We start from the raw sequence: 23,991 nt of genomic DNA on the forward strand, positions 1-23,991 counted from the left end.
CTAGTTTTTCTGCGGTATCCGGCGATACCGAAGCATTGAGGAGAATAAAGGAAGCGAGTTCTTTGGTCGGGATCGAGATGCTCATCGAATGGGTTGACCGCTTGATGAGCCGGGTCTGACTGCATAAATAGGAATAAGCCGCGTTTTTTTATATCATATCGGCTCATTTCAAGGTCACCCTATGGAGAGCACGGTGCACTCAGATTACCTTACTACCGCCCTGATTAACGAGGTGGAAACCATCGCCCGGGATGCCGGTGCCGCCATCATGGACATTTATGGCCGGGATTTTTCCATCGAGCAAAAAGCCGATCAGTCGCCGCTGACCGAGGCCGACGCCGCCGCCCATCGACTGATTGACGCGCGTCTGAAACAGCTGGAGCTTAGCCTGCCGGTGCTGTCGGAAGAAGACACCGAACAATTCGGCGGTGCGGATGCACAGGGCCGTTACTGGCTGGTCGACCCGCTCGACGGTACCAAGGAGTTCATCAAGCGCAACGGCGAATTTACCGTCAATATCGCGCTGATCGAACAGGGCAAGCCGGTATTGGGCGTGGTCTACGCCCCGGCACTGTCACTGTGCTATACCGCCGCCCGGGGTGTTGGCGCCAGCAAGACCGACGCCGAGGGGTATAAAAGGCCGATTGGTGTCGCCCAGCATCAAGCCGGTACGCCCTGGCGGGTGGTGGGCAGCCGCTCTCACGCCGGTGAGGCCATGCCGCGGTTGCTCGAGCAACTGGGCGAGCATGAACTCGTGGCCATGGGCAGCTCGCTCAAGTTGTGCCTGGTCGCCGAAGGCGCCGCCGATGTATACCCCAGGCTGGGCCCCACCTCGCTGTGGGACACCGCCGCCGCACACTGTGTGGCGGAGCAGGCCGGCGGCCGGGTGATCCGGCTCGATGGCCAGCCGCTCGATTACGGCAACCCGCAACAGTTGCTGAACCCCTATTTTCTGGTACTGGGCAACAGCGAGCAGGACTGGCCGGCGTTGTTTTAAAGAAGAGAGGGGTTAAACACCTCACTGCCTGTAGCTGGGTCACTAAGATTGTGTGGTCGTGAACGGCAGCAGAAAAATCGGACAAAGGGCACTGCTCCGCGGACACGCCGTAAACCCCTCCCTGGGGGCTCAGCCGCGCCATCCCTGGCGCGGATGGCCGGCTGAGCAGACACCCTTTGCCCTCATCAAGGCAGCGCCGTCGTCTGATAGCACCTCCGGCAGACAACTCCGGGCCATAGATGAGGCTGCAGGGATTGCCTCAGCCGACCGTCAAATGCCAGGGATGGCATTTGCTGAGCGCCACAGGGATGTGCTCGCAGCGTGTCGGAAGAGGCAACCCTGTTGCCTCTTTATGCAACGGCCCTATGCATGACTGCAAAGCTGTAAGCCACTCCTGACTTATCTCGCCACCAGCACATCACAGGGCAGCGTGCTCAAAAAGCTGGTGGCCACGCTGCCAATCAGCAGCCGGCTGATGCCCTGTCGTCCGTGTGTACCCAGCACCAGCAATTGTGGATCATGCAGCGCCACCGCATCGTTCAGACACGTCTGTACGCCGCCGGCCATGATATCGGACCGAATTCGACTCTGATCGTCTTCGGCCAGAAAATGCGTCATCTCGGTTTTGATTTCCTTGCGGATGCGCTTCTTCTGCTCCCTGATCATATTATCCATGTCCTGCTGGTCATGGTGCATGAAACCGGTAAAAGGCGGTTCGAATACATGTACCAGCCGAATGTCGGCCTGCGGGGCCAACCACAAGGCCGCCTGTAACGCATGGTGCGAGCTACGAGAAAAATCGGTGGCCGCCAGCACCCGTGCATAAGCCTCGCTAGAGTCTTCTCTGACCATCAGCAAGGGAATATCGCAGTGGCGCAACAATCGCTCGGCGGTAGTGCCCACAAAAAGATCCCGTAGCGGCTCGACATGATGCCGCCCCACAATCAGCAGATCGGCCGTCAACTCCTCGGCCTTTTTACCCAGCGCCTGATAAGGCTTGCCCAGCACCACATGACAGCCTCCGTGCGCCTTGACCTCATCGGGGACCAGATCAAAGAAACCTTGCAGCGCCATTTCTGCCGCCTTTTTCAGACGGTGGCGCACCGAAATTTCCACCATCGGCTCATAAAGGGTGAGCGCATCATCCACCACATGTACCAGATGCAGGCTGGCCTTGAGCCGAACCGCCAGCTCGACCGCCCTTTTCACCACCAGCATGGACTCCTGTTCCAGATCGATAGCAGCAAGCAGTATTTTCATCTCGACTTTCCTTCTAGTAGCAACTGGTAGCGGTAACAGACAGATAGCAACCTGTGACAGTAACTTGTAACGGAAAACAGGGGAGCAAAGTGACTCCTCGATGAACATATAATGAGCATTCCCGCTTTTGGGAACAAAATCAAATCAAAGCAGGCTTTATTACCGGTCGCGCCCGCCGGCACCGGCTTTTGATTTTCCTCCTTCGGCCTTTGGTTTACACTAGCGCCCCTTCAAGCCCCACTTTTTCAGGAATCTCAGTGTTAACAGCAGAAATCGCCATGCGCTGGCTCACCGCCGGTTACATCGACCACTATATCTGTGAAAACTGTCACGGCATCCACCTTTCCGAGCTGCAGGGGCAGGACGGGGTACTGGAAAGCCGACTGTTCGTGGAACATGAAGACGCCATTCTTACCACCGAAATCGAGGTGCGCCCCACCGCCCTGCTGGCGCTGGTGGCCGATCTGGGCCGGCTGAACATGAACTATCCCAGCCTCAAGGTGTTTGTCGATATCGTCGACGACAACCTGCCCCGCCTGATCGTGGCCGACTACCTGCACACCCAGGCCGGCATGGATCAGCGTCAGTTTCTGTGGATAGTGCAGCAAACCATGATGGCGACCCAGCAATTATTGCTGGAGATCGGCGAGCTCGGTTTTCTGATGCAGGACGACGAACCGCAGAAAACCCCCTCTGCTGTGCATTAAGCCCGCAACTTGTTCAGGGTTAAGCCAGTCGCACCTTTTTTTACGGAAAAGCCTTGAACAAGCACCGGCAAGTCGTTAGATTACGCCCCGTTCCCAAGCGGGGCCGGTCAGGCAAGACCGTAACAAAATGCTGAAATTTGATGATGTGTTCGAGTGGCTGCCCAAGGCGAAGCCTGAAAAGGTAAAGAGCCACGGAGCCTGCTCCGTCAGGCCGAGGACATGAGTCATCAGCAGACACAGAGTGAAAACAACACTCTTTAATAAAATTGAATGAAAAAATACGGTGAGGTGTCCGAGTGGCTGAAGGAGCACGCCTGGAAAGTGTGTATACGGCAACGTATCGAGGGTTCGAATCCCTCCCTCACCGCCACATTAAAACCCCGAGCAGCAATGCTCGGGGTTTTTTCATGTCTGAATAACCCTGTCCTCCCCTCTCTTTCGGGTAATGGCATGACAAGCCCGGCTTCAAACAGTACTCTCGTTTTTCACATGCAGTTTTTCTCTCTGGCTACCCGAGTCGTAAAGGGTGTACATAGGCGCTCCTGATGGAGGGTTCGACGTGAATGCAATTGTACGGCTTGAACATGATTTTACCGCGATAGTGGATGCCATTGCCGGCCCCGGTATCGGTATCTTTCCCGGCTTTATCAATGCCGATATGGTGGCCGCCCTGCGCCACGACCTGGCGACCCTTCCCCCCTGGGAGTTGACCCCTGCCGCTATCGGCCGGGCACGGCTGCAACAGACCAATGAACAAATTCGTACCGACAAGACCCGCTGGCTGGACGGTGATACCCCGATACAGCGCTGCTATCTGGCGCAAATGGCCGATCTGCAACTGCAGCTGAACCGCCAGCTGTTTATGGGGCTGAAAGACTACGAATGCCACTATGCGCTTTATCAGGCCGGGGACTTTTACAAGAAGCACCTGGATGCCTTTCGTGGTAAGGGCAACCGCCGCCTCACTACCGTGCTGTACCTCAACGACGACTGGCAGGCAGCCGATGGCGGCGAGTTACTGGTTTATACCGCGCACGGAAAAGCCGTCATGCATCGGGTCTTGCCACAGGCCGGCACCCTGGTGTGCTTTCTGTCGGAAGACTTCCCGCACGAGGTGTTGCCGGCCACCCGGAACAGGCTGAGCATTGCCGGCTGGTTTCGGATCGACGACCCGGTCGCTCCGGCCATTCACTTATAAAGCGCATCATTAAATAAACATCAAAATATTACGTGAAATTTTGATTATTTAAAAAATAAAGCCATCTTAAATGACGATTTACATTCAAGATGGCTTTATTTATCACATTTCAATATTTTTGCTTTTCATCCGGGTGTCACTCTGCCAACCTGAGTTTAGTCTCATAGAGCAAGACATTAAGGACGATCCCATGTGTTCTATTTTCGGTATTCTCGAACTCAAATCCGACGCCGCCGCCCTGCGCAGCCGTGCGCTTGCACAGTCCAAGCTGTTGCGCCACCGTGGCCCCGACTGGTCGGGCGTATACAGCAGCGACAACGCCATTCTGGTCCATGAGCGACTGGCCATCGTCGGCCTCGACAGCGGTGCCCAGCCACTGTTGAACCCGGCCAAAACCCACGCCCTGGCGGTGAACGGCGAGATCTACAACCACAAGGAGCTGGAAGCCACCCTCACCGGTGACTTCGAATTTCAGACCCAGTCCGACTGCGAGATCATTCTGGCGTTGTATCAGGAAAAAGGGCCCGAGTTTCTCGATGATCTCAACGGCATCTTCGCCTTCGTGCTCTACGACGAAGAGCAGGACGCCTACCTGATCGGTCGCGATCACATGGGCATTATTCCGCTCTATACCGGCCACGACGAACAGGGCAACTTCTATGTCGCCTCCGAGATGAAGGCGCTCACCCCGGTGTGCAAAACCATCAAGGAGTTTCCTCCCGGGCATCTGCTGTACAGCAAGGAAGGCCAGCTGCGCCGCTATTATCGGCGCGACTGGGAACAGTACCCGGCGGTCAAGGACAACAGCTCCAGCGTGAGCGAGCTGCGCGAGGCACTGATGGCGGCGGTCAAGCGCCAGCTGATGTGCGACGTGCCCTATGGCGTGCTGCTGTCCGGTGGTCTGGACTCGTCGGTGATCTCCGCCATCGCCAAGATTTATGCGGACCGTCGGGTCGAAGACGGCGACAACAGCGAGGCCTGGTGGCCCCGGCTGCACTCCTTTGCCGTCGGCCTGGAAGGCGCACCGGATCTGATTGCCGCCCGCAAGGTGGCCGATCACCTGGGTACCGTGCATCACGAGCTGCACTACACGGTACAGGAAGGTCTGGACGCCCTGCGCGAGGTGATCTATCACCTGGAAACCTACGATGTCACCACCATTCGGGCCTCGACTCCCATGTACCTGATGGCGCGGCGCATCAAGGCCATGGGCATCAAGATGGTGCTGTCCGGCGAAGGCTCCGACGAGCTGTTCGGCGGCTACCTGTATTTCCACAAGGCGCCGAACGCCGAGGCATTCCACGAAGAAACCGTGCGCAAGCTGCAGGCGCTGCACCAGTTCGACTGCCTGCGCGCCAACAAGTCGATGGCCGCCTGGGGCGTGGAAGCCCGGGTGCCCTTTCTCGACAAGGAATTCATGGACGTGGCCATGCGCCTGAACCCGGCCGACAAGATGTGCGGCAACGGCAAGATGGAAAAACACATACTGCGCGAAGCCTTCAGCGATCTGCTGCCCGATGAGGTGGTGTGGCGCCAGAAGGAGCAGTTCTCCGACGGTGTGGGTTATTCCTGGATCGACAGCCTGAAGGAAATGGTGGAAGCCGAAGTCACCGATCAGATGATGGCGGCGGCGGCGTTCCGCTTTCCGCTCAACACCCCGACCAACAAGGAAGCCTATTATTACCGGGCCATCTTTGAAGGTCACTTCCCGCAGGAGTCCGCCGCCCACTGCGTGCCCTGCGGCCCCTCCGTGGCCTGCTCTACCCCCACGGCGCTGGAATGGGACGAACAATGGAAGAACATGGCCGATCCGTCCGGCCGGGCGATAAAAGGGGTGCATAGCCAGTCTTACTGAGCCACATCCAGGCCCGCAGCGGATGGCGCCTTTACGGTGCCATCCGCTTTTTTTTGTTGGCGCGGATCCGGCCTCATTCATCCCCTGTCATTATGCATCCGGTATTTCTGTTACCGTTACCGAATATGCTAATGTAGCCGCAAACCTGTTCAGTCCGAGTTAGCGTGATACACCTCGATTCCAGTACCCCAGATCTGCCCGTCGAACGCCTGATGCACGGTGGCCTGCTCAGCTGCAGCCCCGATACGCCCGTACATGAAGCCGCAGAACGCATGGCCCACCGCCGATGCAGTTCCGTGCTGATCATGGACCACGGCGCGGCCGTGGGGATCTGGACCGAACACGACAGCCTGCGACTCGACTTCAACGACCCGGACTCGCTGCGCACCCCCATAGGGGACGTCATGAGCAGCCCGGTCAGCAGCCTGCATCTGAACACTCCCGTCTCGGAGGTCGCCCGGCGTTTTCACGAAGAGCAACGGCGGCATTTTCTGGTGGTGGACGATAACGACCAGCCAAGAGGCATAGTGTCCCAGACCGACATCGCGCTGAAACAGGGGCTGGAGCTGTACCTCAGCCTGCGCGAGGTACACGAGGCAATGGACAGCCAGCCGCTGGTGCTGCCGGGCACCATGACCCTCGGCCAGACCGCCCCCCTGATGCTGGCACAACGGCAGGATGCCGCCGTGGTCGACTGTGGCGGCGGGGAGTTCGGCATTATCACCGAGCGTGACATGGTGCGTTTTGCCGCTCGCCACCCGGGCGACACGCCACTGAGCAAGCTGGCCAGCCGCCCGCTGTTGACCATAGCCCCCGAAGACTCGCTGCTGCGGGCCAGAGACATGCTGCTCGACCACCAGTTGCGCCACCTGGCAGTGCAGGACAAGCACAGCCGGCAAATAACCGGTCTGCTCGGCTTTCGTCATATTCTGGAGGGCGCCGAGCAGGATTACCGGCTGGAGTTGAAGCAGGCCCTGAGCCAGCGTGATCAGGCCCTGAGCCGTTCCCGCCTCAACCTGCAACTGGCCGAACGGGTAATAGAGGCGTCGCTGGAAGGCGTGGTGATCACCGATGCCCGCGGACACATCGAATTCGTCAATCCGGCTTTTACCCATACCACCGGTTACTCGCTGGAAGAAGTGCTGGGCAAGACGCCCGCCATCCTGTCTTCCGGCCGACACGATGAGACCTTCTACGACAGCATGTGGAAAACACTGCAACAAAAAGGCTACTGGCGCGGCGAGATCTGGAACCGGCGCAAGAGTGGCCAGCTTTATCTCGAACTGCTGACCATCACCGCCATTCATGACTCGGACGGCAACACCAGTAATTACGCGGCCCTGTTCAGCGACATCACCCATATTCGGGAAAACGAGGATCAGATCCGCCAGCTGGCCTATTACGATGCCCTGACCAAGCTGCCCAACCGCCGCCTGCTCGAAGACCGGCTGGATCTGGCCATTCGTCACGCCCATCGTCACCAACAACGACTGGCGGTCGTGTTTATCGACCTCGATCACTTCAAGCGGGTCAACGACAGCCTGGGGCATGCGGCCGGCGACGAGCTGCTGCTCGATGTCTCGCGCCGCATGAACGCCCGGCTGCGGGAAGACGATACCCTGGCCCGCCTGGGCGGGGATGAGTTTATTGTCCTGCTGCCGGACTTGAGCGAACCGGATGAAGTGATTCGCATCGCCCGCCGCCTGCTCGACGCCATTGCCGAGCCGTTTCGGCTCAAGGATCAGACCTTTCGCATCGGCTGCAGCCTGGGCGTCAGCCTCTACCCGGACGATGCCGCCGATGCCGAGCAGCTGTTGCACCATGCCGACGCCGCCATGTACCGGGCCAAACAGGAAGGACGCAACACCTTTCGACTGTACAGCACCCACATGGACATACGCGAACACCGCTGGCTGGCGATGGAAACGGCGCTGCGTAATGCCATCGACAACGGCGAAGGACTGAGCCTGCATTATCAGCCCCTGGTCGACCGGGACAGCCAACGGCTTTGCAGCCTGGAAGCGCTGGCCCGCTGGTATCACCCGGAGTTTGGTCAGGTCTCTCCCGGTGACTTTATTCCCCTGGCCGAGCGCTCCGGGCTGATACTGCCCCTGAGCCGTTATCTGATGCAACAGGTTGCCGCCCGGTTGCGTGCCTGGCTGGATGCGGGATTAACGCCGGTGCCGGTGGCCGTCAATCTGTCGGCCCAGCAATTCTGGCAACAGGATCTGATTGAACAGATCCGGGCCCTCTATGATGAATATCAACTGCCACCGGGCCTGATCAACTTTGAACTCACCGAAAGCATGCTGCTCGACAAGCAGCAGCAAGCGGTACGGGTATTACAGCAACTGCGTCAGCTGGGATGCCGGGTGGCGATGGACGACTTCGGCACCGGCTATTCCTCGCTGAGCTATTTGCACCAGCTGCCGATTACCACCCTCAAAATCGACAGATCCTTTATTCAGCAACTGGGTGAAAACCAGGGCAGCGAGACCATACTGGCCGCCATTACCGGCATGGCCCAGGGGCTGAAACTGACGGTGGTGGCCGAGGGAGTGGAAACCGAGGAGCAGCTGAACACATTGCGCCGGTATCACGTCAATCTGATCCAGGGCTACCTGACCGGCCGGCCGATGCCGGCCGAGCAGATCACCGAACGCTATCTGGCCGTGGCGCGCGAACCCGCTACCAATAACGTCTTGTCGTGAATGAAGAAGGGTGTTGTCAGGGTCTGATAGCCAAACCACCACAAAGGAAGGCCGATGACCACCGACAACAAGAAAGGATCAGCGGTAAGGCAGCACCGTTTTTCGCGCATGGCCAGCCTGGCGTCACTTGCCACCCGAGTGGCCGGGGGCATGCTGACCGAAGGCGCGCGCCAACTGGCTCAGGGTAACCGCCCCAAGGCGAAAGACTTGCTGTTGACGCCGGACAATGCCCGGCGCATTACCGGGCAGCTGGCGCAACTGCGCGGGGCGGCGATGAAGGTCGGTCAGTTACTGTCGATGGATGCCGGCGATTTACTGCCGCCGGAGCTCGCCGCCATTCTGGCCCGCCTGCGCGCCGATGCCAGCCCCATGCCGCCACGTCAGCTGGTCAAGGTGCTGGAGCAGGAACTGGGGCCGGACTGGCAACAACATTTCGCGCAATTCGGCTTTAACTCTATGGCCGCAGCCTCCATTGGCCAGGTACATAGAGCCCACGCCGACGATGGCCGCCCGCTGGCGGTAAAAATACAGTATCCGGGCATCGGTGCCAGCATCGACAGCGATGTAGACAATGTGGTGACCCTGCTCAATATCAGCGGGCTGATCCCCGCCTCGGTGGATTATCGCGAACTGCTGATCGAGGCCAAGCGCCAGCTGCACGCCGAAGCCGACTATGAACTGGAAGCCCGCCAGCTCGGCACCTTTGCCAGCCTGCTGGCCGACGATAACGACTTTGCCCTGCCGCAAGTCGATGCCAGGCTCAGCACCCCGCGCCTGCTGACCATGAGCTACATGGAAGGTTGCCCCATCGAACAACTGGAAGATCATCCCCAGGAAGTGCGCGACCGGGCCGTCGGCCTGTTGTTCGCACTACTGTTTCGGGAGCTGTTTGAATTTCGTCTGGTGCAGACCGATCCCAACTTTGCCAATTATCTGTATCAGCCGCAGAGCGGTCGCCTGGTGCTGCTCGACTTCGGCGCCACCCGTCCCTACCCCGCCACGATCAGCGACGGCTACCGCCAGCTGTTCACCGCCGCCCTGCAGCAGGACACTTCGGGCATTGAGCAGGCACTGAGCAAAATCGGCTTTTTCAGCCGGGATATTATTCCTGCCCAGCGCCAGGCGGTAGTGGGCATGGTGCAACTGGCCTGCGAGCCGGTTCGCACCGATGCGCAGTTCGACTTTGGCAACAGCGATCTGGCGGGTCGCCTGCGCGACGCCGGCACTCGACTCAGCATGGAGCAGGACTACTGGCACACGCCACCGGCAGATGCGCTGTTTCTGCATCGCAAGATTGGCGGCCTCTACCTGCTCGCCGCCCGGCTCAAGGCCAACATCAACCTGCACCAGTTGCTGCAGCCCCACCTGGAATCTCAGGCATGACAGACGGCTGATTATCCAGACGCCAAATGACGATTAGTGTTCCTCCTGCAATCCGGCCAGCAGGCCGCTGCGCCGCTCTACCCGACGGCCGATGGCCTGCTCAAACACACCGGCGCGCGGCTCCAGCAGGGTAAACCAGTGCCGGGCACGGGTAATGGCGGTATACAGCAGTTCCTTGGTCAGCACCGGGTTAAGCGCCTCCGGCAGGATCAAGGCGGTGTGAGCAAATTCCGAGCCCTGTGACTTGTGCACCGTCATCGCAAACACCGTCTCCACCTCCGACAAGCGGCTGGGCAGCACGAAACGCAGGCCGCCACCGCCATCGTTGCGGGCAAACACCACCCGCAGTACCCGGCGGCCATCTTCTTCCGGCAGGCGCAGCGCAATACCGATATCGCCGTTCATCAACCCCAGACCGTAGTCGTTGCGGGTCACCAGCACCGGGCGACCTTCGTACCAGCCCTCTTCCGCCTCCAGCAAGCCCCGTCGCTGCAGCAAAGCGGCAATGCGCTGGTTGAGTCCTGCCACGCCCCAGGGCCCCTTGCGCACGGTGCAGAGCAGGCGAAACTCGTCAAAGGCGGTCAGCACCTGCCCCGCCCAGTTCGTCCAGGCCGGGTCGTCATGGGCGGTGTCGGCCGCCGGCCGGCCGGTGTTAAGCCGCTCGAGGTAATGGCCGTAACCCACCGCCTGTCCGCGACCGCCTTGCAACAGCCGGTTCAGCGCGGCATCCTGCTCGCCCTTGAGGCGCAAGGTCGCCACATCGTCCCGGCCAAACTGCCGGCGCGCCAGGCCGGCTTGCTGCCGGTTGACCGCCTCCGCCAGGCGGCCGATGCCGGAGCCACCGGCAAAACGACGGGAATAACGCAGCATCAGAATACGCTGCGCCAACGGATAACAGCCCGCTTCACCCGCCTGCAGGGCCGGGTGTTCGAGTCGTTCGCCACTGACCCGCTCCAGCCAGGCCACCCGCTCGGGCTGATAATGGCCCTGATCCGCATCCCGGCACAGATCGCCCAGCAGGGCCCCCGCCTCTACCGAGGCCAGCTGATCCTTGTCGCCCAGCAACAGCAAGCGGGCATGGGGTGGCAGCGCCGACAACAGGCAGGCCATCATTTCGAGATCGATCATCGAGGCCTCGTCCACCACCAGTACGTCCAGCGCCAGCGGGTTGCCGGCATGGTGGCGAAAGTGCCGGCTGTTGGGCAGGCTGCCCAGCAGCCGGTGCAGGGTGCTCACCTCGGTGGGAATGCGTTCGCGCACCGCCGGATCTACCGGCAACGAGGCCACCTGGGCGCCAATCGACTCGGTAAGCCGCGCCGCCGCCTTGCCGGTGGGTGCGGCCAGCCGAATGCGCAGCGGCTTGTCGGCGGTGCCCTGCAACAGGGCCAGCAGCCGCACTACTGTGGTGGTTTTACCGGTGCCGGGACCACCGGTGATCAGGGTAAAACCGCTGCTGGCCGCCAGCGCACAGGCCAGTTTCTGCCAGTCGGTCTGGCGTTCGCCATCCAGCACCAACGGCTCGGGAAACAGCCGGTTCAGCCATTCGGGCAGACTGTCGGGCACCGGCCTGTCGTCCCTGATACGCACCGCCAACGCCCGAGCCACGCTCTGTTCATAGTTCCAGTAGCGCCGCAGGTACAGCCGCTCGGCATGCAGCACCAAGGGGCGATCGGACGCGCCGTGCGCACTCGCCACCAGCGGACTTAGTGCCAGCGCCTGTACCCAGTCGGCCAGCGCCAGTCCGGCCAGCATGCGCGACGGCAGCAGCATGTCGGACAGGCTTTCTTCCCCTTCCGGCGGCAGCGACAGGGCAAAGTCCGGCTCGGCAAGCGTGGCCGCCAAATCCAGACACACATGGCCATGGCCCAGCTGGTGGCTGGCCAGCGCCGCCGCCAACAGCACCGATGCCTCGGCGCTGGGGTCCAGATCCACAAAAAAACCGGCCAGCGCCCGGTCGAGCGGGCGTAACCAGCCCAGAGCGACCCATTGATCAAGCAATTCAAGCAGGCGGCTCTGACTGGTAAGCGGTGCCGTGATAACCGTGGCCGTCATGGGCGAAACTCCTCGTGTTGTTCGGGGCTGGGCGGTTCGTTGCTGAGCTGTTCGTTGCGAAACTGTTCGTTTCTAAACATGGCATCCAGGCTTTCAATCAATGCTCTGGGCGGCTTGTCGAACCAGGCCGCACCCGGCCGGCGCACAAACAGATACAGCGCACCGCCCAGGTGAGTGTCGTAGTCGTAGTCGGGCAGGCGCAGCGTCAACTGGCGATGCAGCGCCAGCAGGTAGAGCACATATTGCAGATCGTATCTGTGCTTGAGCACCTGGCCCTGCATCGCCGCCAGGGTGTAGTCGGCGTCGTCCTGTCCCAGCCAGTTCGACTTGTAATCCACCACGTAATAACGCCCCTCATGCTCGAACACCAAATCGATAAAGCCCTTGAGCATGCCGTTCAGGGTATCGGGCGCCAGCGCATTTCTGGGCTGACCCGGTAGTACCTGGTGCTGCACCTGCGCATCCAGCTGCTCCACATCCACCCGGCTGGCCTCCAGCCAGAACTCCATCTCGGTCTGATATTGGCCAAGCTCGCCCAGGGCGGGACCCTGCTCGAACAAGGGCGTGATCAGCAGCCCCTGCAGCCAGTCGTTCAAGGGATCTGTCCATTCGGTCATGCCCCGCAGCTGACAACGCCGGGCCAGCTGGTTTTTCAGCTCGTCGGGGTCGCCGGCCACCTCCTGGTCCAGCGCCAGCTCCAGCAGGCCGTGCAAAAAAGTGCCCGCCGCCGGCCCGCGTTCAAAGCGGTGCAGGCTCGGCGTATCGCCCGGGCGCAGCGGCACAAAGGGCAGCTCCAGCTCGTCGTCACCGCTCTTGCCCGCCTCGGGCCGTTCGGGCGAGGCGTCGTCAAAACGCCGGCCCGCCGCTTCCTGGGTGCGCAGCGCACTGTAGGAGGCAATCCACCAGTGTTCGGCAGCCGGTCGGGTCGGCGAGGCCCACACCGGAGCGGTCAGGGTTTCATCGGTCGGGCTCCACTGCTGTTCATCCGGCTCGGGGGCCGGACACAGGGCGGTGTCCGGCGCCACCAATGGCGTGAGCCAGTCGGCCAGGCTGCCGGCCAATTCGGCACCGCCACCCAGCACATAGCCCATGGCCGCGTCGTGCAGCCGCGAGGCTTTGGCATTGCCGACCTTGATGTCGCTTAAGCCCAGCCAGCAGGCATGACGCGCCCGGGTCAATGCCACATACAGCAGACGCAAGTCTTCCCCCAGCCGCTCCCGCTCGGCCCGTTCCAGCTCGTCTTCAGAGGGGTTCAACACCAGCCGGCGCCCCTGCGCATCCTGCACCCGCACCGCCCCCTTGCCGACGCCGCGAAAGGAGCAAATGAACGGCAGAAACACCAGCGGATATTCCAGCCCCTTCGACTTATGAATGGTGACCACCCGCACCAGGGCGGCGTCGCTTTCCAGTCGCAGCACCTGCTCGTCGGCGGCCTCTGCCTGCCCCTCCAGGCACTCGGCCAGATGGCGGATCAACGCCTGTTCGCCATCCAGTCCGGCGGCGGCCTGCTGCATCAGCTCGGCCAGATGCAGAATATTGGTCAGGCAGCGCTCGCCGTCGGCGCGGTTGGCCAGCCGCGCCGGCAGCCTGAAGTCGTGCAGCAGTCGGTGCACCATGGGCAGCAACCCCTGGCGCTGCCAGCAGCGACGATATTCCCGAAACTGCATCACTCGCCGCTCCCAGTGACGTTCGTCCTGATTGAGCCGCTCCAGCTCTGCCAGGGTCTGTCCCAGGGTGGCGGTGGCCAGCGCCGCCCTGAGTTTGCCGTCCTGCTCCGGCTCGGCGCAGGCGCGCAACCACAGCAACACATCGTTCGCCTCGGCGCTGGCAAAAATGGAGTCCTTGTCGGACAGATAGACGCTACGCACCCCTTTTGCCGCCAGCGCATGGCGAATGGCCTGCGCCTCCTTGAAGCTGCGCACCAGTACCGCTATATCACTGGGCTGCACCGGGGCCAGCTCACCGTCTTTGGCAAAGCCGGCCTTGCCCTGCTTGCCCTGATTCAGCAAATGGGTGATATGGCCGGCACAGCTCAACGCCATTTGCTGCACATAGGGCGTGGCGGCAAGCGGCAGCCCTTTTTCGTTGTCCAGCTGCCACAGGGTCAATGCCGGCTGCGTCTCACCATCGCATTGCCATTGCTCCTCCCGCCCCCTGGCGGCCACCGAGACGAAAGGCAGCGGGTTGTGCTGGCCGTCACGAAACAGAAAAGCAGCCTCGGGGTACTGCTCGGCCCGCTCGAACACGCGGTTGACCGCCGCCACCATGGCGGTGGAAGAACGAAAGTTGGTGTCCAGGGTATAGTGCCGACCGTCGGTAGCCTCCCTCGCCGCCAGATAGGTGTGAATATCGGCACCGCGAAAGGCGTAAATCGCCTGCTTGGGATCACCAATCATGAACAGGCCGCTGTCGGGGCTGTTGTCCGCCACCCGGTAGATGGCGTCGAAGATGCCATATTGCAGCGGATCGGTATCCTGAAACTCATCGATCATCGCCACCGGAAACTGACGCCGAATCACCTCGGCCAGATGGGCACCGTTTTCTCCCTGCAGCGCCTCATCCAGCCGGGTAAGCATGTCGTCAAAGCCCATTTCGGCCCGGCGGCGTTTTTCCGCCTCAAACTGACACCGCACCCAGGCGGCGGCATGGCGCAGCGCCGGCTCGGCCGGATCCGGCAAGACGGCCAGCTGTTGCTCCAGCTCCGCCATGGCCTCCAGCGCCGCATGCACCGGTGGCTCGCCTTTTTTCCAGGCCTCGGCCATGCCCGCGGGCGTGAGCCGAACAAAACCGGTGCCCAGCTCCAGCTCGGCGTCCAGCGACCCTGCCCAGGCCCTGAGCTTCGCCAGCCACGGTTGGTAGAAACGAGCCTGCAGCTTGCGCCCATCCACTACCTTGTCGGCCACCGCCTTGTCGAGCAGCAGCTCCAGCTCGTCGGCCCAGCGCGACCAGGGCGCCTTGAGCTTCGCCAACGCCTGCTCCCGCTCGCTCAGCGCCTGCTGGAGCAAATCGGCAAGCTCGCCGATGGCCTCGCCCTGCTCTCCCAGTAACGGGCGCAGTTTCTTGAGCAGCGCGCCCGGGGTTTGCCACTGATCAATCACCCAGTCGAGCGGCGCCTCGCTCAGCGGATAACACTGGCGACGCCAGTAATCACGCGCCACCTCGGCCAGCAGCTCGCTGTGGTCGGTTTCCAGGGTCTGGGTAAACAGGCTGCCGCTGTCGAAGGCGTGCTCGCGCAACATGCGCTGGCACCAGCCATGAATGGTGGACACCGCCGCTTCGTCCATCCACTGGGCGGCAATATCGAGCCGGTGAGCACAGGCCGGCCATTGCTCGGGAGTAAAGTCGGCCTTGAGCGCGTCAAGCAGTGCATCGCCCTGCACCTCACCGCGAAACACCGCCGCCGCCTGCACCAGACGAACACGAATGCGGTCGCGCAGTTCCCGGGTGGCCGCATCGGTAAAGGTCACCACCAGAATCTCGGGCGGCAGCAGCTCACGCACAAAGCCCAGCTCGTCACCGTGGCCGAGCACCAGCCGCAGATAGAGGGCCGAAATGGTAAAGGTTTTACCGGTACCGGCACTGGCTTCAATCAGGCGGCTGCCGTGCAGCGGAAAGGCCAGCGCCAGCGGGCGCGCCGATGGGCTCATGGGTGATCCTCCTGTGTGAGCCGTTGCGGGCCCAGGTGTTTCAGTGGGGCATAAAGTTGTGTGCACCAGTCAAAAAAGGTGTCGTCGGCCACCAGGGCGTCAAATTCCGGAAACTGGCGCGCCAGGGCGCCGCTTTCGCTGCGTTCACCGGCGTAATTGAAGTCGTCGCCATCGTAGCTGCGTCGGGCGGCTGCCAGGGCTTTATCCTCGTCTTCCTGCTCCAGCCAGGCCATGGCGGTTTTAAGGGCCACCGGCAACGGGGCCGTCATGCCGGCCTGCAGCGCGTCCAGCCAGTCGGCCAGGATAGCCGTCGCCTCGGCGGCGGGCACTGGCTTGCCGTGCAGGGTGGCGTCTTCACCCACCAGATACAGCGTCAGCTCGATGCCCGAGGCACAAGCCACCACCTGACTGACAAAGGCCCGCAACACCCGGTGCCATTTGGGCGCTTTGTTGTTCATCAGCTCGCCGGGCTGCAGCTCGATCAGCGCCAGTCGTTGCTGACTCCGGCGAATGCCTCCCAGCCAACCTTCCAGCTCCAGCCCCTGATGGGCGGCCTGCAACGGCAAGGGCGACTCCAGCCGCTCGGGCAAGATCTGGCACAGGGCCTGGTAGCGGGCCAGTTGATCCGGTAACTGGGCCTGTATCTGCATGCGCAGGCGTTCGCCAAAGCCGACCAGCGGCAACAGGCCCTGGCCCTGAGCTCGCCGCGCCGACCGGGCCAGCGACACATCGGGTTGTTCGGCATCCGCCGCCTCGGCCAGCAGCCGTTGCTTGAGCACATAGCGCTCCAGTCCGTTCAGGGCGAAGGGCTCTTCGTCCAGCTCGGCCGTGGCCTCATCATCCAGCATCACCTTGAGTCGGCGGTTGAAAAAGGTGGCCACGGGCTGGCGCAAGAACTGCTGCAACTGCTCCAGGGTCACCGGCTCTTCCGGCTGCCACGGCGGCAGCGGAGTTTCCGCCGCCTGCACCCCGCCGCCGTAGCGACCGGCCCATTCCCGGGCATAACTGAACAACACGTCCGCTTCGGGCCCGCTGGTTGGCGTAAAGTAACGCCGGCTGAACGGCTGCAACGGATGCTCGGTGGTGATCCCCTCCAGCAGCTCGCCGCCATCGGCCCGTTGCCAGCCACTGAGGTGATCCCGCAACTGGCCCACCAGCACAGAAGGCGGGCGCTCGCTGTTGTCGCGAATGCTGCGTCCCACCCAGCTGATGTAAAACTGATCCCGGGCCGACAGCAGGGCCTCCAGCATCAGATAACGGTCGTCTTCCCGTCGGGAGCGATCGCCGGGTCGGTAATCGCCGGCCATCAAATCGAAGTCGAGCGGAGTGACGCTGCGCGGATAGTCGCCATCGCTCATGCCGAGCAGACACACCTGTCGAAACGGAATGGCCCGCATCGGCATCAGGGTGCAGAAGTTCACCGCACCGGCCAGAAAACGCTGGCTGAGCCGGCCCTGGTCCACCGCCCCCAGCCAGGCTTCGCGCACCACGGTGAGCGGCAGCGGCTCGTCGAGATTCACCCCCACGCACAAGGCCTGCCACTGCTCCAGTGCCTCGGTCAGCCCGGACAGCAGGGTTTGCTCCCGCTCGTTGTCGGGCAGAAAAAACTGCGCCAGCAAAGCCTGCAGCCGCACCGTCCACTCGGTGGCACCGACCCGTTCGGCCAGGGTGGTATGCAGTTGATCGATGGCGTCCAGCAGGCTCACCAGCGGGCCGATCATGGCCGCGTCCAGGCCGCCGATTTCATCATAGGGCTCTATGCCCTGACAGGTCTCGCCAGCTCCCACCGCATAACCGAGCAGCATGCGCCGCAAGCCAAAGCGCCAGGTGTTCTGCTCCAGTTGCTCGGGCAGGCCCAGCCCGGCCCGACGCCGCGCATCCAGCCCCCAGCGAATGCCGGCACCTTCAATCCAGCGACGCAGCACCGGGAGATCTGTCTCGCGAATGCCGAAACGTTCCCGCAGGGCGACGACGTCCAGCAAATCCAGCACCTCGCTCACTGGCAACCGGCTGTCGGGCAAATGCAGCAGGTGCTCGAGTGCTATCAGCAGCGGCTCGCTGCCCCTGCTGCCCTGATCCGCCAGGGTAAAGGGAATAAAACGGTCGTCGTCCCGCCCATACTGGCCGAATACCGCCTGAATATGCGGCGCATACACACTGATGTCGGGCACCATGACGATGATGTCTCGCGGGCGCAGGGTGTCATCCTGCGAAAAGCGCGCCAGCAGTTGGTCGTGCAGAATCTCTACTTCCCGCTGGGCGCTGTGCGCCACATGAAAGCGCACGCTTAACTGCTGGTCGGTCAGCGCCGGCCAGTAGGCCCGGCTTTCCGCCGGCGGCCGCAGATTGAGAATATCGTCCTGTAACTGGCCCAGCAAATGCTCGGTGTTGCCTGCACCAAACAGATCGATGCGGCTGCCGATGGCGTCAAACCGGGCCTTGTAGTGCTCGGGATCGTCGACGCTGTCGAGCAGGTTGATGTAATCCCGTCCCTGCTTGCCCCAGGCGGCCAGTAACGGATGGGCGTGCTGGTGCAGCTCCACCTCGTTCAGCCCCGGCGACTGACCGGCCTTGCGGGCGTGCCGACGGTATTGATGCCTGAGCAAGTCCTGATCCGGCACTATGTCGCCCCAGTGATACTGACAGGGGTTGTGTACGCACAGCAGCACCTGGCTGAAACGGGCCATGGCCGACAAGGCCTCCAGGGTCTGGGCCGGCAGTGAGGAAATACCGAACACCACCACCCGGCGCGGCAGCCCGGCCGGGCGATGTTCGCATTGGCGCAGGTGCTCGACAAAGCGCGGATGTACCCCGGCCCGGCTGCCGGCCAGCTCCTGCTCGCCCACGTCGGCGAGCAGGGCCCGCCACAGGGCCGGTTGCCAGCGCACGGCCTCATCCAGCGGTACCGGCCCCCGGCGCAAGCTGATGAGCTCATCCCGCCCTTCGGCCCAGCCGGCCAGCCAGTCGGCCCGGTACACCTGATATTGGTCGAACAAGTCCGCCAGCCGCTCGGCCAGTTGATAGCGTTTGCGGTAATCGGCGTCGTCCTGCAGAAAACGGCCGAGCGGCGCGAATACCTCATCAGACAGCAGACTCGGCAGCAAGCGCATCAGCCGCCAGGTCAGCGGCGCCTTGTCGAGTGGCGATAACCGGGGAATGGTATGGCTGCCCAGCACCGAACGATAGCTTTGCCATAAAAAGCGGGCCGGCAAGTCCACCTGTATGGCCGCCGCTATGCCGCCGCTGCGGTGCTCGGCCAGCGCCAGTTTCAGCCATTGGGCAATACCGTTGCTCTGCACCAGTATCACCTCGTTTTCCAACGGGGCCAGCGGGTTGCCCCGCATCCAGGCCACCGCCAGCTCCCGCAGCTCCTCCAGGTGGTTACCGTGCACCACCATCAACCCCGGCGTGAGCGCCTCGTTGTTCTGCATTTGAATTCCTTGTTATTATCCCGCACCGGCTCATGATAATGCCAAATCCCCCCTCTTGGGACACCCACTTTATTTTCACCATTTGGGACACCCATTTCATGGGGCTTTAAGCTCATCGATAAAATCCGGCGCCAGTTAGAACACCCACTTTTGATGCTTCAACTTATTGATGGGATCAGCGGTAATTGTCATCAAGCCGGAAACAAGGCCAGATCGGCTGAGTCTAGATAATACGGCTGGTGGATATAAGGTTTGAACGGTCAGATAGGCAAAAACGAGCTATGCGCTTATGTATCAGCGTTTGAGGGAGATGGATGTTGACTGAGCCGGTACTGCCGCCGCTCGATACCACTCTATGATGTGGAAAAAGACGGTCCCTGCACACATCGTCGGTGATGCGCCTGGGCATAGCGTATTCTGCTCGCCCCACGGCCGATCACGCTGCCTCGGGATAAGTGATGCGGCTCCAGGGCGGCGAGAAAGCCTGCAGTGTCCAGCCCCAGGCGTACAAGGATGGGTGGGGCATCTGCAGCTATCACACCGGCTTTGGCTTCCCGACTTACCCTGCCCGCCCAGTCTACCAGCTGCAGGTAGTCGGCAAACGAAAAAGGAATGCCTTTTTCGTTATCTAGATGAAAGTGATCGATAAAGGGGAGCAGCGCAAGACCTTGGGCCTGACCGCCCAGGGTATGCTTGTTCGACCGTGCATAGTGCCGAATCCGTTGATGCAGAGACACATCCACCGAGTCTTCCGGCTTGTTCACTACCCCGGCGCGTAATGGATTAAGATCGACGTAGGTCATGCAGGCCAGCAGACCGACGTCATCCAATATGGCCTGCGAGCGAAAACGCCCTTCCCAGAACCGGCCCTTGCAGTTGTCTTCCTCATTGGCTTTGCGGGCAATATGCTCGTTGAGGCAGCGCATATACCAAGATAAATCACTCAACCGACGGCGCCAGCCGGCAATAATACCCTGCGCCGCCAGCTGCTCCGCCTCGTTATCCGCCGTTCCTGCCATATAACAAGCCACCAGCACCGGCAACTGGAACAGATGATGCCAGCGCGCCACCACTTCGCTCTCACTCAATGCCTCGGCGGCGGCAGTATCCACATGCACCACCAGATGATAGTGATTGGCCATTACCGCATAGGCGCACAAGTCGATAGTGAATACCTTCTGCAACTGTTGCAAACGCGCCAGCACCCATCGTTTGCGATGATTGAAATCCTGGCCGGTAAGCCGGTCTTCGCCGCACAGATAGGCGCGCCGCACGCAGCGACAGATGCAATGGTAGTAAGGTGTATCAGCCGGTGACACCAGCTCGGAGCGAGGACGAGTCATAAAGCCCCCAAGTACAACGGATTAACCACAAGCTTAGTCGTCATTCAAAAAACAACCAATCCGATGGGTGTCCTCTTGGTTCTTGGTTTGCCCCGGGCTGTCGGGTACCAACCGGATCAGGCGCCCGGCTCCATCGCCTGCTCCGGAGGAATGCGGGCAAAGCGCACCGGCATGCTGCGCAGGCTTGTCTTGCCGCGGGCGGTTAAATCGGACATGAACTGAAACTGTTGGCGCGGATCCATCGGATAGGCCTTGATGCGATAATGAGTACCCCAGGGCTGCTCTTCCAGCACGACCAGCACGGGCTGCTGCAACTTGAGATAGGGGCTGGTCAGGGCCACGTCCTGCAGCACCCGACGCACTTCATGGGCATCGTGATCCGGCCCCAGATAAAAGTTCACCACGCACATCAGGCTGGCGCCACCGTTGTTGGCGTTATGAATCAGCCCGGTCCACAGCTTCTGGTGAGGAATAAACACCACTGTATCATCCGGGGTGACGATTTCCACCGCCCGCATGCCCACGTGCCTGACTTCGCCGTAGCAGCCGTCCACTTCTATCCAGTCGCCGGGGCGATAAGGCAGCTCATAAGCGGCCACTATGCCGGCGATAAGGCTGCTGACGTAATCCTTGAGCGCAAAACCGACAGCCAGGCCGGTCACGCTTAATATCACCACCGTATTCTGTACTGTCGGCTCGATGAACAAGGGCACTATCCATATCACCGCTGCCACAATCACCAGCATGCGAGTGGTGGGGATAAACGCCAGTACCAGCAACCGCCGGCTGCTGTGCAATCGATTCGCCAGCCAGGGCAACAGCTTCTGGCTCAACCATACCAGCAGTATGGCGATGACGATCACCACCAGGGCTTCAATCAGGGTCTGGGTGGTGATATTCCTGAATAAGCCGACAACCTGCTCTGTCTCCATCACCGCCCCCGTTAAAAACCGTCCAGCAGATAATCCCGACTGCCCAGAAAATCGCGTACCGCCAGGTAGCCATGCACGCTGAGCCGCCAGTATTCTTTATTACGTTCGACAATACCGAGCTTCGCCAGCCGGAACAGCTGTATATTCAGCTGATCCGGTGCCATGATCGGCAACACCTGCTGCAGCGCTTCTCCATTCAGGCCCCGATGCAATAACAACGCAAACAGTACGAAGGCGACGCTTTCTTCCTCGTCTACCGGCAGCTCAGGCAACTGCCGGCTCTGATCCAGATGACAGGCCCATAACGCCAGCGCCACCCCCACATTGCCCCGGGCCCGGGCAGCAAGGCGGCCAAGTTGCCTATCCGACCCCTTGAGGCCAAGCTGACGTAGTAGCGCCTGCCCGGCCGGAGCAAAGCAATAGACCCGGGGCAGTTCAAGCGGCCAGGCCCGCTGCAGAAAAGCAAATGCCCAGCTATCGCACACCACCAGCCCCTTGCCAAACTCTCCCTGCAACAGCCTGGGCAGCAGTGCCCGAATAAAACGCAACCCCTCGCTGCTGCGCAGCAGATAACGGGCCAGGTTATCAATCAGCCAGGGGCCGCTGTACAGCTGTTGCTGCTGCCACCATTTATCGACCTGTACTTCTCGTATCAAGTCGATATCCGGTGGTGTCAGTATCATCCAGCCCTGCTTCCAGGCACAATCACGGGCAATGGCGGCGGTGCCGCTGAACGGCGGATCCAGCAAAAAACTGACGCCGTTATCGGTCTCCTCCAGCCAGTCGGCAACCGACTCTCGAAGGACATTGACCGCGCCCTCACGCTCAAACTCCCGATAGCCCGGCAGCGCGGTATTATCCCCCACTTCGACCCTGTCCTTGCCGTGCAGCCCGAGAATACGGAGCGTCCACCGCCAGCCATGCTGCAAGCGCGTTACCGTAGGTGGTGCCGGGCAACAAAAGTCTGCCGCCCGAATCAGCTGCCAGTGGTTATGATCGGTCACCGAACTCTCCTTCTCATGCCCGCACGATGACAACAGCAGTCATCTGTACCGTCAGTGTAGCCGGTACTGTGCACAGCTCCGGTACGCGAACCAAACGACTACATAGCGAACTGTGATCATATCGACACGTCTTTCGGTTCTCCCCGGTCGCATTTTTTGCACGATAACAAATGGCCCAGCATGCTTTCTCTGCCGGAGACGGTCGTGACCCAGGGTCGATTGATAAAAGGCGGTTGATGACGCACATGCTGAAAATGACCGCATTGCAATTCTGCCACCCAGTCATGCTCTTCATCCCGGTGATAACCGACAATGGCTTGTTTCATGTCCATGACTCTCTTTGTCGCAGAGACGGGACGCTTCATCTGCAGGCTCCAGAATAGAAAATAAAAAGAGAGACGAACACGCCGTCCGTCTCTCTTCTTATTTACATCTCACCGCGCCCACGGCGCTGTCATTTAAGTGCCTTAACCGCAGCACTTCTTGTATTTTTTACCGCTGCCGCAGCTGCAGGGCTCGTTGCGCTCGGGCGTCTTTTCCTGCGTAACGGTATTGCCTTTGTTAAGCAACGTAGTCAGCTCGGTGATGGACTCCACCGCGCCCTCATTGCTGTCGACCGTTACCTCGGCGAACAACCGGGCCTCGGCGGCTTGAGCTTCGACTTCCAGCTTGCGAGCCTCGCTGGTCACCACCAGCGTCAGCGGATGCTTCTTGCTGCCGAGCTTGTGGCTGGCCTTGGTGTTATAGCCATAGCTGATGTGGCTTTGGCGCGCATCCTGGCGGCCCTTGAAGAAAAACTTGTCTGACATCTTGTCATCCCTACTGCTTGAAAGGACAGAGGCGAACCCCGTTTATGCGATGATCGCTGCTGAAACCAAAGGGACTGCCGTGCAATCCCCATGTCATGGCTCATAAAAGAAGAGGCATTGTACGCGAGCACCGTTAAAACCGCTTCAGAATACTGTCCTCATAATCATCAACATTCAGCGTGACGTTGAACTTTGCTGCCAGTGTGTCGAGCTGCGCCTGTTTGGTGTTCAGTTCATCCATGATGATGACGTTATCGTCCAGTTTCCAAAGCTGTCTCGAACCGGCATAACTGTATTGCAGCGCCAGCAGCGCATCGGCGTCACCTTGTTGCGCTGCGGCTTCCAGCTTGCGCATCTTACGGGTGATCTTGTTCAACGACTGCTTCAGCTCCCACACATACAGCACTTCGGTCAAATAATCATGATGACGATATTTACTCAGGCCCAGGCCGATGGCCGCCGCCGTCACCACTACCCCCAGTGCATTCCAGTGAAAATGGCTACCGCTGGGGTCGGGAAACAAGGCGATCAGGGTTTGCGAAATCAGCAGACTCCCCACCGCCAACGCCAGGCCACAGCCAATGAGTACGCGATTTAAATGGCGACGATAGCGAGTTTTATCGATGTCGATTAACTTCATAACAACCTGAAAGAAAAGTAAA

The 23,991-nt window shown here is 60.8% G+C and carries 16 protein-coding genes and 1 tRNA gene; 7 read left to right on the forward strand and 10 right to left on the reverse strand.

Annotation, left to right across the window (positions count from 1 at the left end):
• Window positions 1-193: 193 nt before the first annotated feature.
• Window positions 194-997, forward strand: a complete 804-nt coding sequence (gene cysQ / locus ABD827_RS16250) for a 3'(2'),5'-bisphosphate nucleotidase CysQ (RefSeq protein ID WP_344965722.1) — start codon at window positions 194-196, stop codon at window positions 995-997.
• Between the two features lie 399 nt (window positions 998-1,396).
• On the opposite strand, the gene ABD827_RS16255 is transcribed toward cysQ, so the two are convergent.
• Complete coding sequence (locus ABD827_RS16255; RefSeq protein WP_298718799.1) at window positions 1,397-2,257, reverse strand: universal stress protein; 861 nt, start codon at window positions 2,255-2,257, stop codon at window positions 1,397-1,399.
• Window positions 2,258-2,535: 278 nt separating this feature from the next.
• Here ABD827_RS16255 and ABD827_RS16260 point away from each other — a divergent pair, with 278 nt between their 5' ends.
• The 6 genes from ABD827_RS16260 to ABD827_RS16285 all read left to right on the forward strand — a co-directional run bounded on the left by ABD827_RS16260 (window position 2,536) and on the right by ABD827_RS16285 (window position 10,111).
• Complete coding sequence (locus ABD827_RS16260) at window positions 2,536-2,964, forward strand: YbjN domain-containing protein (RefSeq protein WP_298718856.1); 429 nt, start codon at window positions 2,536-2,538, stop codon at window positions 2,962-2,964.
• Window positions 2,965-3,246: 282 nt separating this feature from the next.
• A tRNA-Ser gene (locus ABD827_RS16265) sits at window positions 3,247-3,334 on the forward strand.
• Window positions 3,335-3,523: 189 nt separating this feature from the next.
• The gene (locus ABD827_RS16270) at window positions 3,524-4,162 is read left to right on the forward strand and encodes a 2OG-Fe(II) oxygenase (RefSeq protein ID WP_344965724.1); all 639 of its coding nucleotides are present in this window, start codon (window positions 3,524-3,526) and stop codon (window positions 4,160-4,162) included.
• Between the two features lie 190 nt (window positions 4,163-4,352).
• Window positions 4,353-6,017 carry an asparagine synthase B gene (asnB, locus tag ABD827_RS16275; RefSeq protein ID WP_344965725.1) on the forward strand — a complete coding sequence of 555 codons (1,665 nt, stop codon included), beginning with the start codon at window positions 4,353-4,355 and terminating at the stop codon, window positions 6,015-6,017.
• 164 nt (window positions 6,018-6,181) lie between these two features.
• Entirely contained in the window at window positions 6,182-8,728 is a 2,547-nt protein-coding gene (locus ABD827_RS16280; protein WP_344965726.1) for an EAL domain-containing protein, read from the forward strand.
• Between the two features lie 54 nt (window positions 8,729-8,782).
• Window positions 8,783-10,111, forward strand: a complete 1,329-nt coding sequence (locus ABD827_RS16285; protein ID WP_344965727.1) for an ABC1 kinase family protein — start codon at window positions 8,783-8,785, stop codon at window positions 10,109-10,111.
• Window positions 10,112-10,144: 33 nt separating this feature from the next.
• On the opposite strand, the gene recD is transcribed toward ABD827_RS16285, so the two are convergent.
• From recD to ABD827_RS16330, 9 genes are all read right to left on the reverse strand, one after another.
• Entirely contained in the window at window positions 10,145-12,163 is a 2,019-nt protein-coding gene (recD, locus tag ABD827_RS16290; protein WP_344965728.1) for an exodeoxyribonuclease V subunit alpha, read from the reverse strand.
• Window positions 12,160-15,810, reverse strand: coding sequence for an exodeoxyribonuclease V subunit beta (recB, locus tag ABD827_RS16295; protein WP_344965729.1), 3,651 nt, complete (start codon window positions 15,808-15,810; stop codon window positions 12,160-12,162). The genes recD and recB overlap by 4 nt, the downstream gene beginning before the upstream one ends.
• Entirely contained in the window at window positions 15,807-19,241 is a 3,435-nt protein-coding gene (gene recC, locus ABD827_RS16300) for an exodeoxyribonuclease V subunit gamma (RefSeq protein ID WP_344965730.1), read from the reverse strand. Before recC ends, recB begins: the two co-directional genes overlap by 4 nt.
• Before the next feature lie 353 nt (window positions 19,242-19,594).
• Window positions 19,595-20,584, reverse strand: coding sequence for an alpha-amylase family glycosyl hydrolase (locus ABD827_RS16305; protein ID WP_344965731.1), 990 nt, complete (start codon window positions 20,582-20,584; stop codon window positions 19,595-19,597).
• Window positions 20,585-20,700: 116 nt separating this feature from the next.
• On the reverse strand, window positions 20,701-21,516 hold the full coding sequence (locus tag ABD827_RS16310; RefSeq protein ID WP_344965732.1) for a mechanosensitive ion channel family protein: 816 nt from the start codon (window positions 21,514-21,516) through the stop codon (window positions 20,701-20,703).
• A gap of 11 nt (window positions 21,517-21,527) precedes the next feature.
• Window positions 21,528-22,520: a hypothetical protein gene (locus ABD827_RS16315; RefSeq protein WP_344965733.1), complete on the reverse strand. Its 993-nt coding sequence runs from the start codon at window positions 22,518-22,520 to the stop codon at window positions 21,528-21,530.
• A 116-nt stretch (window positions 22,521-22,636) separates the two neighbouring features.
• Window positions 22,637-22,852, reverse strand: a complete 216-nt coding sequence (locus tag ABD827_RS16320) for a DUF3565 domain-containing protein (RefSeq protein WP_344965734.1) — start codon at window positions 22,850-22,852, stop codon at window positions 22,637-22,639.
• A gap of 135 nt (window positions 22,853-22,987) precedes the next feature.
• On the reverse strand, window positions 22,988-23,329 hold the full coding sequence (locus ABD827_RS16325; protein WP_344965735.1) for a PBPRA1643 family SWIM/SEC-C metal-binding motif protein: 342 nt from the start codon (window positions 23,327-23,329) through the stop codon (window positions 22,988-22,990).
• A gap of 133 nt (window positions 23,330-23,462) precedes the next feature.
• Complete coding sequence (locus ABD827_RS16330; RefSeq protein ID WP_344965736.1) at window positions 23,463-23,969, reverse strand: DUF3087 domain-containing protein; 507 nt, start codon at window positions 23,967-23,969, stop codon at window positions 23,463-23,465.
• Window positions 23,970-23,991 lie beyond the last annotated feature (22 nt).

The sequence above is a fragment of the Oceanisphaera sediminis genome (assembly GCF_039539745.1).
GTDB lineage: Bacteria > Pseudomonadota > Gammaproteobacteria > Enterobacterales > Aeromonadaceae > Oceanimonas > Oceanimonas sediminis.

What these genes read in the sequence shown, in the direction of transcription:
- recD (WP_344965728.1), bottom strand. Translation starts at nt 12,163, where the DNA reads ATGACGGCCACGGTTATCACGGCACCGCTTACCAGTCAGAGCCGCCTG.
- ABD827_RS16285 (WP_344965727.1), top strand. Translation starts at nt 8,783, where the DNA reads ATGACCACCGACAACAAGAAAGGATCAGCGGTAAGGCAGCACCGTTTT.
- ABD827_RS16320 (WP_344965734.1), bottom strand. Translation starts at nt 22,852, where the DNA reads ATGGACATGAAACAAGCCATTGTCGGTTATCACCGGGATGAAGAGCAT.
- ABD827_RS16305 (WP_344965731.1), bottom strand. Translation starts at nt 20,584, where the DNA reads ATGACTCGTCCTCGCTCCGAGCTGGTGTCACCGGCTGATACACCTTAC.
- asnB (WP_344965725.1), top strand. Translation starts at nt 4,353, where the DNA reads ATGTGTTCTATTTTCGGTATTCTCGAACTCAAATCCGACGCCGCCGCC.
- ABD827_RS16255 (WP_298718799.1), bottom strand. Translation starts at nt 2,257, where the DNA reads ATGAAAATACTGCTTGCTGCTATCGATCTGGAACAGGAGTCCATGCTG.
- ABD827_RS16310 (WP_344965732.1), bottom strand. Translation starts at nt 21,516, where the DNA reads ATGGAGACAGAGCAGGTTGTCGGCTTATTCAGGAATATCACCACCCAG.
- ABD827_RS16330 (WP_344965736.1), bottom strand. Translation starts at nt 23,969, where the DNA reads ATGAAGTTAATCGACATCGATAAAACTCGCTATCGTCGCCATTTAAAT.
- ABD827_RS16260 (WP_298718856.1), top strand. Translation starts at nt 2,536, where the DNA reads ATGCGCTGGCTCACCGCCGGTTACATCGACCACTATATCTGTGAAAAC.
- ABD827_RS16325 (WP_344965735.1), bottom strand. Translation starts at nt 23,329, where the DNA reads ATGTCAGACAAGTTTTTCTTCAAGGGCCGCCAGGATGCGCGCCAAAGC.
- recC (WP_344965730.1), bottom strand. Translation starts at nt 19,241, where the DNA reads ATGCAGAACAACGAGGCGCTCACGCCGGGGTTGATGGTGGTGCACGGT.
- recB (WP_344965729.1), bottom strand. Translation starts at nt 15,810, where the DNA reads ATGAGCCCATCGGCGCGCCCGCTGGCGCTGGCCTTTCCGCTGCACGGC.